The following is an 11,855-nucleotide window of genomic DNA, read 5'->3' as shown; positions in this document are numbered from 1 at the left end:
CGCCACTCCACGTGTGCTCCCCCGTCACGGGGGGTCCGACGGGGGAGACGGGACCACGGAGCGTCCCTAGGGTGGTCAGGATGACGGCGACCGCACCGCTGCGCGTGGTCCTCGTCGACGACCACGAGATGGTGGTCGCCGGGCTCAAGGCGATGCTCGCGCCGTTCGCCGGGCGGGTCCGGGTGGTGGGCAGCGCCAACACCGCCCGCGAGGCCCTCGACGTCGCCGTGTCGCTCGCCCCCGACATCGTGCTCTGCGACGTGCGCCTGCGCGGCGACAGCGGCCTCGACCTGTGCCGCAGCCTCGCCGAGCGCGCCCCCGGCCAGAAGGTGGTGCTGCTGAGCGTCTACGACGACGAGCAGTACCTCTACCAGGCACTGCGGGCCGGCGCGGCCGGCTACCTGCTCAAGCACATCGGCGGCGAGGAGCTCGTGCGCCACCTGGAGCTCGCGGCGTCGGGCACGACGGTCGTCGACGTGACGATGGCCGGCCGCGCGGCGGCGTCGGCGGCCCGCCTCGAGCGCGACGAGTTCTGGCCGGGCGCGCACCTCGGGCTGACCCAGCGCGAGAGCGAGGTGCTCGCGCTGCTCGTCGCCGGGCACAGCAACCGGGCGATCGCCGCGCAGCTCGTCATCGGCGACGAGACGGTGAAGAGCCACGTGCGGGCGCTGCTGCGCAAGCTCGACGTGCCCGACCGCACGGCAGCCGTCGCCGCGGCGCTGCGGGAGGGGGTGTTCCGGTGACGGACACGAAGCGCAGCGGAGCTGGACCATGAATCCGGCCCCCCGGGGCCTCGGCCTCGCCGACCCCGAGCGCGAGAACGCCGTCCTGCTCGCGATCATCGAGGCCGCCACGAGCGGGCCGGGCGTCGAGCCGCTCGCCGCCGCCGTCGCGCGCGTCATCACCGAGGCCACGGCCACCGACGTCTGCTTCGTGCACGTCCTCGACGACACCGAGCCCTCGCTCACCCTCGCCGGCGCGACGCCGCCCTTCGACGCCCAGGTCGGCACGGTGCGGCTGCCGCTCGGGACGGGCGTGACGGGCTGGGTCGCGAGCCACCGCGAGCCCGTCGTGATCCCCGCCGACAAGCAGGACGACCCGCGCTACGTCGCGATCCCGGGGCTGCGCGGCGAGCAGTACACGTCGATGGTGTCGGTGCCGATGGAGAGCGAGCCGGCCGGGCTGGTCGGGGTGCTCAACGTGCACACCGTCGCCCGGCGCGAGTTCGACGACCGCGACGTGCGCGTGCTGCGCACGATCGGGCGGCTGGTCGCGGGCGCGGTGCACCAGGCGCGGATGCACCGGCGGCTCGCGGCCCGCGAGGAGGCGCACGGGCGGTTCGCCGAGCAGATGGTGGCCGCGCAGGAGGCGGAGCGGCAGCGGCTGGCGCGCGACATCCACGACGGCATCTCCCAGCGGCTGGTCACGCTGTCGTTCCACCTCGACGCCGTGCGCACGTTCCTCGACCGGTCCGAGGGGCAGGCCGCGCGGACCGACCTCACCACCGCGTGCGACCTCGTCCTCACCACCCTCGACGAGGCCCGCGCGGCGATCGGGGCGCTGCGCCCGCCGGTGCTCGACGACCTCGGGCTCGCCGGTGCCCTCGCCGCGCTGGCGCGCGGGCTGCCCGACGTGCACGTCGTCCTCGACCTCGACGACCGCCGGCTGCCCGAGCACGTCGAGGTCGCGCTGTACCGGATCGCCCAGGAGACCCTGCAGAACGTCCTCAAGCATGCCGGCGCCGAGGAGGTCGAGGTGCGCCTCGACGTCGCCGACGACGCGGCCCATCTCGTGCTCGCCGACGACGGCGTGGGGTTCGACCCCGCGACCCGAAGCCGCGGCTACGGCCTGGCGTCGGTGCGCGAGCGCGCGGAGCTGGTCGGGGGCACCGTGCGCGTGATCTCGCGACCCGGCACGGGGACCACGGTCACCGTCACCGTCCCCCTCGACAGCCAACCGAACACTCAACCGAACAGCGAAGAGTCCGCCGAGAACACTTGATTGTCCTGCGCACGGTCGGGCCGCACCCTCGTGCCATGGCCGATCGATGGAGTGCGGGCGTCATCCCCTACGCGGAGATGGGGTACTGGCAGCCCGACTACGAACCGAAGGACACCGACCTGCTCTGCGCGTTCCGCGTGACGCCGCAGGACGGCGTGCCCCCCGAAGAGGCGGGCGCCGCGGTCGCCGGGGAGTCCAGTACCGCGACGTGGACCGTCGTCTGGACCGACCGGCTCACGACCTTCGAGCACTACCAGGCGAAGTGCTACCGGGTGGAGCCCGTCCCCGGTGTCGAGGGGCAGTGGATCGCCTACATCGCCTACGACCTCGACCTCTTCGAGGAGGGGTCGATCGCGAACCTGACCAGCTCCATCATCGGCAACGTCTTCGGCTTCAAGCCGCTCAAGGCCCTGCGCCTGGAGGACATGCGCATCCCGGCGCACTACGTCAAGACGTTCCAGGGGCCGGCGCACGGGATCGTGACCGAGCGGGAGTACATCAACAAGTTCGGCCGCCCGCTGCTCGGCGCCACCACGAAGCCCAAGCTGGGGCTGTCGTCGCGCAACTACGGCCGCGTCGTCTACGAGGCCCTGCGCGGCGGGCTGGACTTCACCAAGGACGACGAGAACATCAACTCGCAGCCGTTCATGCGCTGGCGCGACCGCTTCCTCGCCTGCATGGAGGCGGTGAACAAGGCCCAGGCCGAGACCGGCGAGGTCAAGGGCCACTACCTCAACGTCACCGCCGCGGACATGGAGGACATCTACGAGCGCGCCGAGTTCGCCAAGGACCTCGGCAGCGTCATCGTCATGGTCGACCTGACCGTCGGCTACACCGCGATCCAGTCGCTGGCGAAGTGGGCGCGGCGCAACGGCGTGATCCTGCACCTGCACCGCGCGGGCCACGCGACCTACACACGCCAGAAGAACCACGGCGTGAGCTTCCGCGTGATCTCCAAGTGGATGCGGCTCGCGGGTGTCGACCACATCCACGCCGGCACCGTCGTCGGCAAGCTCGAGGGCGACCCGGCGTCGGTCCACGGGTTCTACGACGTGCTCCGCAAGGGCCGCTACGACGCCGACCCGTCGAAGGGCCTCTACTTCGAGCAGGACTGGGTGTCGATGCCCGCGACGATGCCCGTCGCGTCCGGCGGCATCCACGCCGGCCAGATGCACCAGCTGCTGCACCACCTCGGTGAGGACACCGTCCTGCAGTTCGGCGGCGGCACCATCGGCCACCCGATGGGCATCGCCTCGGGCGCCGAGGCCAACCGCGTCGCCGTCGAGTCGATGATCAAGGCGCGCAACGAGGGCAGGGACTACCTCGCCGAGGGCCCGGAGATCCTCCGCGACGCCGCGAAGCGCAACAAGCCGCTGGACATGGCGCTGTCGACCTGGGGCGACGTCACCTTCGACTACGCGTCCACCGACACCGTCGACGCCACCCCGACGCCCGCCTGAGGAGCTGGTCATGCGCATCACCCAGGGGACGTTCTCGTTCCTGCCCGACCTGACCGACGACGAGATCACCGCGCAGATCGCCTACGCGCTCGAGCACGGCTGGCCATGCTCGGTGGAGTTCACCGACGACCCGCACCCCCGCAACACCTACTGGGAGATGTGGGGCCTGCCGCTGTTCGACCTCGCCGACCCGGCCGCGGTGCTCGACGAGGTGCGCGCCTGCCGCGACGAGCACCCCGAGCACTACGTGCGCGTCAACGCCTACGACGCCTCGCTGGGCCGGCAGACCGTGGCCCTGTCGTTCATCGTCAACCGGCCGAGCGAGGAGCCCGGCTTCCGCCTCGACCGCCAGGAGGGCGTCGACCGGCGGATGCACTACTCGATCCACTCCTACGCCACCGAGCGGCCGTCGGGCTCGCGCTACGCGCCCGCGGTGCCGTCGGCCCGGGGGAACGGCAATGGTCACCACTGAGAACTCAGCGAACGGCCGCGTCTCCTTCGCGACGGGCGGGCGGGCCTCCCGCCCGGCCGTCGCGCCGGAGCCCGCGTCGAAGGAGTCCGACACGACCCTCGCTCCCGACGCCGTCGTCGACCTCGACGCCGTCCGCCGGGAGGCGGGTGTCGACGACGTCCTCGACGCCCTCGACCGCGAGCTGGTCGGGCTCGCGCCGGTCAAGGAGCGGCTGCGGGAGCTGGCGGCGCTGCTGGTCGTCGACCGGATCCGCGAGCGCTTCGGCGTCGCCACCGACCGCCCGACGCTGCACATGTGCTTCACCGGCAATCCGGGCACGGGCAAGACGACCGTGGCGCAGCGGATCGGGGACCTGCTCCGGGGCCTCGGCTACCTGCGGCGCGGGCACCTCGTCACCGCCACGCGCGACGACCTCGTCGGCCAGTACGTCGGGCACACCGCGCCGAAGACGAAGGAGATCGTCGGCAAGGCGCGCGGCGGCGTGCTGTTCGTCGACGAGGCGTACTACCTCCACCGGCCCGGCAACGAGCGCGACTACGGCGGCGAGGCCATCGAGATCCTGCTGCAGGCGATGGAGGAGCACCGTGACGACCTGGTCGTCGTGCTCGCGGGCTACAGCGACCGGATGGCGACGTTCTTCGAGGCCAACCCGGGGATGCAGAGCCGGATCGCGCACCACGTGGACTTCCCGGACTTCACCGCCGACGAGCTGGTGACGATCGCCGAGGGGATGGTCGCCGAGCAGGGGCTGGGGTTCTCGGCCGAGGCGCACGAGGCCTTGCGGGAGTACCTCGCGCTGCGCCGCGAGCAGGAGTGGTTCGCGGGCGCCCGCAGCGTGCGCAACGCGCTGGACCGCGCCCGCATGCGCCAGGCGCGCCGGCTCTCCGAGGGCGGCGGCGCGATCGGCCTCGCCGACCTCACCACCCTCCAGGCCGCCGACCTGCGCGCCAGCCGCGTCTTCGCCGGCGGCCACCGCAGCTGAGTCCCATGTGAGCGCTTTCCTGCCCTATAGGGCGGGAAAGCGCTCACATAGGTTCGGCGGGTGACCACCACCGCGCGCCTGCGGGCGTTCGTCGCGCTCGCCGACCAGGGGTCGGTGCGCGGGGCGGCGGCGGCGCTGGTGGTCACCGAGTCCACCGTGTCCGCCGCCGTGCGCGCGCTGGCCGACGAGGTGGGCGTCGCTCTCCTGGAGAAGGAGGGCCGCGGCGTGCGCCTGACCCCGGCCGGCGCCCGCTACGCCGACTACGCCCGGCGCATCCTCGGGCTGCTCGACGAGGCCACGACCGCCGCGCGGGGCGAGGCCGACCCGGAGCACGGCCACGTGCGCCTCGGCGCCGTCACCACCGCCGGCGAGCACCTGCTGCCCGCGCTGCTCGCGTCGTTCCGCGCCCGCCACCCGCACGTCGGCGTCGGGGTCGAGGTCTCCCCCAGCGCCGCGGTCTGGTCGATGCTGCGCCACCACGAGCTCGACGTCGTCGTCGCGGGCAGCCCGCCGGGCGACATCGACGCGCGGGTCCGCGCCCGCCGCGAGAACACCCTCACCGTCGTCGGCACCCCCGACGCCGCCGACGGCTTCGACCCGGCGATCGCCACCTGGCTGCTGCGCGAGCGCGGTTCGGGCATCCGCGCCACGCTCACCGCGCTGCTCGAGGACCTGCCCGGCGACCCGCCGCGCATGGTGATGGGCTCGCACGGCGCGACGATCGCCGCCGCCCGCTCGGGCCTGGGGGTGACGCTCGTGGCGCGCGAGGGGGTGGCGCGGCTGCTCGCCGAGGGCGCGCTGGTGGAGCTGGCGATGCCGGGGGTGCCGATCGCGCGCCCGTGGCACGTCGTGACCCACCCCGACGCGACCGCCAGCACCGAGCTCCTCGTCCGCCACCTGCTGGCCGACGAGGAGCTCGGGTGGCGCCGGGTGTGACCGTCAGGCCGCCACGGCCCGGGTGACCTCGCGGCGCAGCGCCGCCCGGCCCGCGTCCTGCGCCGCCGGGTCCCCGCGCCACGCGAGCAGCGCCGGCGACACGAGCGCCCGGCCGAACGAGAAGGTCAGCGCCCACGGCCCGCCGCGGCGGCGGATCGCGGCGAGGTTCGCGGCGGCGATCGCCGAGGGCTGGCCGCCGGAGAGGAACGCGACGCCCGCGAGCTCGTCGGGCATGGTCGCGCGCAGGGTGTCGACGGTGGCGCGCGCGACCTCGTCGGGTCCCGCGGTCTGCCGTGCGCCCTCGCCGGCGGTGACCATGTTCGGCTTGAGCACCATCGCCGCCGGGTCGACGCCGGCGCGGTCCAGGGCGCGGGACAGGGTGGCCAGGGTCCGGGCGGTCGCGGCGGCGCAGACCTCGATCCGGTGCCCGCCCGCGCTGAGGATCTCGGGCTCGACGACGGGCACCAGGCCGCCGTCCTGGCAGACGCGCGCGTAGGTCGCGAGGGCGTCCGCGTTGGTCTGGAGGGCGCGGGGCGACGGGCGGCCCGCGCCGAGCGGGAGCACCGCGCGCCACTTCGCGAACTCCGCGCCGAGCGCGACGTACTCGGCGACCCGGCCGGCGAGGCCGTCGAGGCCCTCGGTCAGCGTCTCGCCGTCCTCGCCGCGGGCGAGGGGCACGGTGCCGGTGTCGACCTTGATGCCGGTCTGGATCCCGGCGTCCTCGAGCGCGGCCGGGAACGGGCGGCCGTCGGCGAGGTGCTGGCGCAGCGTCTCGTCGCAGAGGATGACGCCGCTGACGCCGTCGGCGAGGTCGTCGGCGCCCAGGAGCAGCTCGCGGTAGGCGCGGCGGTGCTCCTCGGTCGGCGCGACGCCCGCGTCCTCGAGGCGCCGCGACATCGTCCGCGGGCTCTCGTCGGCGGCGAGGATCCCGCGGCCGCCGGCGACGAGGCGCGCGGCGGTGGCGCGGAGGTCGTCGGTGCTGGGCGTGGTGGTCGTGCTCGGCGTCGTGGCGGTCGTGGTCACGGCGGTCTCCTCGGCGTTCGGGTGACCCCGACGCTAGGAACCCGGGAGCGACGCGGCGTCCCCTGCGCGGTGGAGCGGGCGGGGGAACCGTCAGCGGTGGGCCACCGCTGACGTCCGGCGTCCGTATCGCCACACGCTCGCACGGAGAATGCCCGCGCGGCGATGACTACTCAGCGTCTTGTCAGTCACGGCGAACGGGGTAATACTCCTCGCTCATGAGCTTCCCGTTCGACGGAGCGTCACCAGGGGGCGGATCCGGACGGGCCGGGCTCCTGCTCGCCGTCGCGATCGTCGTCGAGGCCGTCGCGGTCCTCGCCTTCGTCACGGCCGTGGTGTCGGTGACCTCGATCCCGACCGGCTGGTTCGTCGCCGCGGTGCTGGCGTTCGTCGTCGCCACCATGCTCACCGTGCTCGCGGCGCTCAACCTCGTCCGCTCCCGCTTCCGCGCGGCGATGCTCGGCTCGGCACGGTCGGTCATGGCCGGCGCGGGACCCGGCGGGTACCGCGTGTCCGGAGGACCCGGGCCGTCCGGACGCTTCGGACACGTCGGTGGTCCGTGGGGCGGACCCGGGCCGTGGCCCGACCCGACGTGGGAGTACGGCCACCACGACGAGCACCACCACGGTCACCACGGCCATCACAGCCACCACGACCATCACCACGGCGGTCACCACGACCACGGCAGCTGGTCGGACTCCGGGTCGTGGAGCGACGGGGGCTCGTCGGGCGACTCCGGTTCCTCGTCGTCCAGCGACTCCGGATCGTCGAGCAGCGACTCCGGATCCTCGTCGAGCAGCTCGTCGGACTGACCTCAGCCCTCGCGGAGCACCCGCAGCGCCGGCCGGGCCGCCGGCGTCTCCTCGACCCCGTCGCTGTCGTGGACCAGCCGCAGCCCCGGCCCGGGCGGGTCCGCCGGGGTGCCGCCCTCGTCGATCACGGAGAGCGCCTCGACGAGGCAGTGCAGCAGTCCCTCCCGCGGCACCGACCGCGAGATCCACACCTGCCGGCTGTCGACGTCGGCGACCCACGCCGTCCGCCCGTCGAGCGGGACCCAGTAGACGCTGACGCCCGCCTCCGCGAGCAGCGGCAGGGCGGCGAGGGGTTCCGGCTCGGGCGCGGACGGTGATGACCCGGTCATGTCCGGTGAACGAGCTGATCATGGAACCGGATCGGAAGTGGGTACGTCCGGCCCGACCTGTCTCCGCACAAGGCGCAGCGGGCTCCGCGGATCGGAGTCAGGTCGCGACCGGGGACGACGCCGCGAGCCGCGCGAGCAGCGGGCGCACGATCTCCGCGTACTCGGGCAGGTGGGTGGCCTGCGGGAGATGCGCCCCGGGCGTCTCGACCAGCGGCGCTCCCAGCCCCTCGGCGACCCACTGCGCCGCCCCGTACATGCAGTGCAGGTTCGCGGCCGGGTCGCGGTTGTCGGCACCGGCGAGCACGACGGCGGGCACGGCGATCCGGCCGAGCTGGTCGGGCGTGGGCAGGTAGCTCAGCATCGGTTCCATCTCGGCGAACGAGGCTTCGCCGTCGTCGAGCATCCGGGCGCGGAACTCCGGGTCGAGCGCCTCGTAGACCTCGTTGCCGTCGGCCCAGCGCAGGAACAGCTCCATGGTCAGTCGCGGCCCCCCGCGTGCCATGGCGTCGCTGACGAGCCCCTGGAGCCCGTCGAGCACCTCCCGGCCGGCCGCGGTGACCGTGAAGTAGGCCGGCTCGTGGAAGACCGCGCCGCGCAGCACCCCGGGGCGGCGCATCGCGAGGCTCGTCAGGATGACCCCGCCGCCGCTGTGCCCGTACGCCACCGCGGGCGCGAGGTCCAGCGCCTCGAGCAGCGCCGCGGTGTCGTCGGCCTGCTCGTCCATGGTCGTCGCGGTCGGGTTCTCCGGCCGCGGACTGCGCGAGGTCCCTCGGCGGTCGTAGCTCAGCACCGTGAACTCGTCCGCGAGGAGATCGCCGATCTCCGTCCAGAACCCCGCGTCACCCGGTGCACCGGAGATGAACACGACCGGCGGACCGTCACCGCGCAGCTCGTAGTAGAGGGTCGTGCCGTTCACCGCGATCGTCGCCATCGGAGCAGCGTGGCGCCCAGGAGAGCCGCCGATCGCGTCCGGGCGGGAACTGCGTACGCCGGCGGCGGTCACCCCGGTGCCGCGAGGATCGCCCGCGGCACCGGGGGAGAATTCAGCCGACGCGGATACCCGCGGGAAGGCGCGTGCCCTCCCCGGCGAGGGGGTCGGAGTCGCACGCACGGTCCGGCCGCCGCACCGACAGCGTCAGCGGCACCGGCCCCCCGGCCCTCTCGCGGGGACTGGTGCGGTGCGAGTGGTCGAGCGACGGCTTGGGGATGACGGTGTCCATCTCCAGCTTCGCCAGCTCGCGCTCGCCGTTGCCGAGCACGCACTCGGGGTCGGGACCGTCGAGGGGCAGGCCGGTGAAGAACTTCGCCGCCATGCAGCCGCCCTGGCAGGCGTCGTAGTGCGAGCACTTGGTGCACGCCCCGCCCGACTGCGGCCCGCGCAGCTCGGCGAACAGCTCGCTGTCCTGCCACACCGTCCGGAACCCGCCCTCGGACCGGACGTTGCCGGCGAGGAACTGGTCGTGGATGGCGAACGGGCAGGCGTAGACGTCGCCGACCGGGTCGATCAGGCACACGACGCGCCCGGCGCCGCACAGGTTGAGCCCGGGCAGCTCCTCGCCGAACGCGGAGAGGTGGAAGAACGAGTCGCCGGTGAGGACGTCCTCGCCGCGGGCGACGAGCCAGTCGTAGAGCTGGCGCTGCTGCTCGCGGGTCGGGTGCAGCTCGTCCCACGAGTCGGCGCCGCGGCCGCTGGGACGGAAGCGGGTGATGCGCAGCTGGGCGCCGTACCGGTCGGCGATCGCCTTGAACTCGTCGAGCTGGTCGACGTTGTGGCGGGTCACGACGACGCTGATCTTGAACTGGCCGAAGCCCGCCTCGTGCAGGTTCTCCATCGCCCGGATCGCGGTGTCGTACGAGCCGGGGCCGCGGACGTGGTCGTTGACCTCGGCCGTCGCGCCGTCGAGGGAGATCTGGACGTCGACGTAGTCGGTCGCCGCGAGCTGGGCGGCGCGCGCCTTGTCCAACTTGACGCCGTTGGTGGAGAACTTGACGCCGACGTCGTGGGCGATCGCGTAGTCCAGCAGCTCCCAGAAGTCGCTGCGGACCGTCGGCTCGCCCCCGCCGATGTTGACGTAGAAGACCTGCATGCGCTGCAGCTCGTCGATGACGGCCTTGGCCTCGTCGGTCGACAGCTCGTTCGGGTCGCGACGACCGGAGCTCGACAGGCAGTGCACGCAGGACAGGTTGCAGGCGTAGGTGAGCTCCCAGGTCAGGCAGATCGGTGAGGTCAGGCCTTCGACGAAGTGCTCGACGAGCTTCATGGTGTGGTGTCCCCCTGTCGGCGGAGCTGGATCGTGCCCGCCTTCGCGAGGCCGGCGAGGGCCTTGAGGTACTGCTCCCGCTGGTGTGCAGGAACCTCGGCCGCCTCGAGGGCGCCGTGGACGTCGGGGTGGTCGGCGAGCGTCTCCACGACCCGGACCAGGAGCCGGGTCTTGAGGAACGACAGCCGCCGCGTGTGGAAGTCGTACACGAGGGCGCCGAAGGTCTCCGGACGCACCGACACCGATCCGGAGATGGCGTAGGGCACGTCGGGCGAGAAACCGTCGACGCCGGCGGGGGAGGCACCTCGGTGCATGCCCTGCGGTCCCGCCCCCGCCGCCGTCGTCGGCATCAGTAGACGCCGCACATACCGTCGATCGAGACCTCTTCGACGAGGGTCTCCTCGACCAGCTCCTGCTCCTCCATCGCGTCCTCCTCACCAGGGGTGCCTCGGGCGGAGGGAACGCTAAGCGGCACTCGGTGCCACCGCCAGGCCCGGTCCGGGTGGGATACACCCCTCCGGACAGGGGGGACGACGTGCCCCTCCCCGTGGTAGAGGATGGGCGGCGTGCCGACGACGAGAAGCGCGCGCACGGTGCCGGTCGCGCAGCGCCTCGAGAACGTCGCCCTGGAGCTGTTCGCGTCGCAGGGGTTCGACGAGACCACCGTCGACGAGCTCGCGGTGGCCGGCGGCGTCGGCCGGCGGACGTTCTTCCGGTACTTCCCCACCAAGCTCGACGTCGTCCTCGGCGAGCTGGACGACGGGCTGGCGGCGCTGGTCGCGGTGCTCGCCGACGAGCCGGGCGGCGACCCGATCGCCGCCGCCCGCGCCGCCTTCCTCGCCGTGAACCACTACGCCGACGCCGAGCTGCCCGCGCTGCGCCGGCGCCTCGGGCTCATCGAGGAGGTGCCGGAGCTCGCCGCGCGGGCCACGGTCCGCTACCGCGACTGGGAGCAGGCCCTCGCCGCCGACGCCGCCCGCCGGTGGGACGACGACGCCGGGTCGCTGCGCGCGCAGGTCTTCGGCCGGGCGGTGGTGGCGTCGATGCGCGCGGTGTTCAGCGCCTGGCACGACCGCCCCGAGGCCGACGCCGACGCGCTCGGCGCGCTGGTCGAGGAGGCGTTCGACGCCCTGTCGCGGGGGTTCGCGCCGCGGTGAGCACGGACCTCATCGACCTCGACCCCGACTCGACCGACCCGCCCTACGAGCAGCTGCGCGCGCGGGTCACCGAGCTCGCCCGCACCGGCGCGCTCGCCCCGCACACCCGCCTGCCCGCCGTGCGGCGCCTGGCCGGGGACCTGAACCTCGCGCCCGGCACCGTCGCCCGCGCCTACCGCGAGCTCGAGGCCGCCGGCGTCGTCGAGACCCGCGGGCGCCTCGGCACGTTCGTCGTCGGCGGCGACACCGCCACCGACCCGGCTCGCGAGCTCGCCGCCGAGTACGCGCGCCGGGTCACGGAGCTCGGCGTCTCCCGCGAACGCGCCCTCGACCTCGCCCGCGCGGCCCTGGCCGACTCGTAGCCCCGGACCGGCGGCGAGCGAGGGACTCCCTCGCTGCCTCCCAGGCACCCAGGGACGCCCTCG

General features: G+C 73.8%; 15 protein-coding genes. 9 read left to right on the top strand and 6 right to left on the bottom strand.

The window, feature by feature from the left end; genetic code table 11:
- The first annotated feature begins 80 nt into the window (after nucleotides 1-80).
- From WCD58_RS08815 to WCD58_RS08790, 6 genes are read left to right on the top strand one after another with little or no spacing between them, the layout of a single operon-like run.
- Nucleotides 81-743: a response regulator gene (locus WCD58_RS08815; RefSeq protein ID WP_337701707.1), complete on the top strand. Its 663-nt coding sequence runs from the start codon at nucleotides 81-83 to the stop codon at nucleotides 741-743.
- 28 nt (nucleotides 744-771) lie between these two features.
- Nucleotides 772-2,001 (top strand): GAF domain-containing sensor histidine kinase, encoded by a 1,230-nt coding sequence (locus tag WCD58_RS08810; RefSeq protein ID WP_337701704.1) that lies wholly within the window; start codon nucleotides 772-774, stop codon nucleotides 1,999-2,001.
- A 35-nt stretch (nucleotides 2,002-2,036) separates the two neighbouring features.
- Nucleotides 2,037-3,461 carry a form I ribulose bisphosphate carboxylase large subunit gene (locus WCD58_RS08805; protein ID WP_337701702.1) on the top strand — a complete coding sequence of 475 codons (1,425 nt, stop codon included), beginning with the start codon at nucleotides 2,037-2,039 and terminating at the stop codon, nucleotides 3,459-3,461.
- 10 nt (nucleotides 3,462-3,471) lie between these two features.
- Nucleotides 3,472-3,933, top strand: a complete 462-nt coding sequence (locus WCD58_RS08800) for a ribulose bisphosphate carboxylase small subunit (RefSeq protein WP_337701700.1) — start codon at nucleotides 3,472-3,474, stop codon at nucleotides 3,931-3,933.
- Nucleotides 3,920-4,915, top strand: a complete 996-nt coding sequence (locus WCD58_RS08795; RefSeq protein ID WP_337701697.1) for an AAA family ATPase — start codon at nucleotides 3,920-3,922, stop codon at nucleotides 4,913-4,915. The genes WCD58_RS08800 and WCD58_RS08795 overlap by 14 nt, the downstream gene beginning before the upstream one ends.
- Nucleotides 4,916-4,975: 60 nt before the next feature.
- Nucleotides 4,976-5,851, top strand: a complete 876-nt coding sequence (locus WCD58_RS08790; RefSeq protein WP_337701695.1) for a LysR family transcriptional regulator — start codon at nucleotides 4,976-4,978, stop codon at nucleotides 5,849-5,851.
- Between the two features lie 3 nt (nucleotides 5,852-5,854).
- Here WCD58_RS08790 and WCD58_RS08785 read toward each other — a convergent pair whose 3' ends face one another.
- The gene (locus WCD58_RS08785; RefSeq protein WP_337701693.1) at nucleotides 5,855-6,874 is read right to left on the bottom strand and encodes a class I fructose-bisphosphate aldolase; all 1,020 of its coding nucleotides are present in this window, start codon (nucleotides 6,872-6,874) and stop codon (nucleotides 5,855-5,857) included.
- Between the two features lie 215 nt (nucleotides 6,875-7,089).
- On the opposite strand from WCD58_RS08785, the gene WCD58_RS08780 reads away from it, so the two are divergent.
- Entirely contained in the window at nucleotides 7,090-7,683 is a 594-nt protein-coding gene (locus tag WCD58_RS08780; RefSeq protein ID WP_337701691.1) for a hypothetical protein, read from the top strand.
- Nucleotides 7,684-7,685: 2 nt separating this feature from the next.
- On the opposite strand, the gene WCD58_RS08775 is transcribed toward WCD58_RS08780, so the two are convergent.
- The 5 genes from WCD58_RS08775 to mftA form a co-directional block, all read right to left on the bottom strand.
- A complete protein-coding gene (locus WCD58_RS08775; protein WP_337701688.1) occupies nucleotides 7,686-8,012 on the bottom strand; it encodes a hypothetical protein in 327 nt (108 codons plus the stop codon).
- A 97-nt stretch (nucleotides 8,013-8,109) separates the two neighbouring features.
- Entirely contained in the window at nucleotides 8,110-8,943 is an 834-nt protein-coding gene (locus WCD58_RS08770; protein WP_337701686.1) for an alpha/beta fold hydrolase, read from the bottom strand.
- Between the two features lie 112 nt (nucleotides 8,944-9,055).
- Nucleotides 9,056-10,273: a mycofactocin radical SAM maturase gene (gene mftC / locus WCD58_RS08765; protein ID WP_337701684.1), complete on the bottom strand. Its 1,218-nt coding sequence runs from the start codon at nucleotides 10,271-10,273 to the stop codon at nucleotides 9,056-9,058.
- Nucleotides 10,270-10,587: a mycofactocin biosynthesis chaperone MftB gene (gene mftB, locus WCD58_RS08760; RefSeq protein ID WP_337702036.1), complete on the bottom strand. Its 318-nt coding sequence runs from the start codon at nucleotides 10,585-10,587 to the stop codon at nucleotides 10,270-10,272. Before mftB ends, mftC begins: the two co-directional genes overlap by 4 nt.
- A gap of 35 nt (nucleotides 10,588-10,622) precedes the next feature.
- On the bottom strand, nucleotides 10,623-10,697 hold the full coding sequence (gene mftA / locus WCD58_RS08755; RefSeq protein WP_274283867.1) for a mycofactocin precursor MftA: 75 nt from the start codon (nucleotides 10,695-10,697) through the stop codon (nucleotides 10,623-10,625).
- 142 nt (nucleotides 10,698-10,839) lie between these two features.
- Here mftA and WCD58_RS08750 point away from each other — a divergent pair, with 142 nt between their 5' ends.
- The gene (locus WCD58_RS08750) at nucleotides 10,840-11,430 is read left to right on the top strand and encodes an acyl-CoA-like ligand-binding transcription factor (protein WP_337701682.1); all 591 of its coding nucleotides are present in this window, start codon (nucleotides 10,840-10,842) and stop codon (nucleotides 11,428-11,430) included.
- On the top strand, nucleotides 11,427-11,792 hold the full coding sequence (locus WCD58_RS08745) for a GntR family transcriptional regulator (RefSeq protein ID WP_337701679.1): 366 nt from the start codon (nucleotides 11,427-11,429) through the stop codon (nucleotides 11,790-11,792). The genes WCD58_RS08750 and WCD58_RS08745 overlap by 4 nt, the downstream gene beginning before the upstream one ends.
- Nucleotides 11,793-11,855 lie beyond the last annotated feature (63 nt).

This window comes from Actinomycetospora flava (assembly GCF_037400335.1).
Classification (GTDB): domain Bacteria; phylum Actinomycetota; class Actinomycetes; order Mycobacteriales; family Pseudonocardiaceae; genus Actinomycetospora; species Actinomycetospora flava.
Note: the sequence above shows the minus strand (reverse complement) of the source record. Positions and strands in the feature narration are given on the sequence as shown.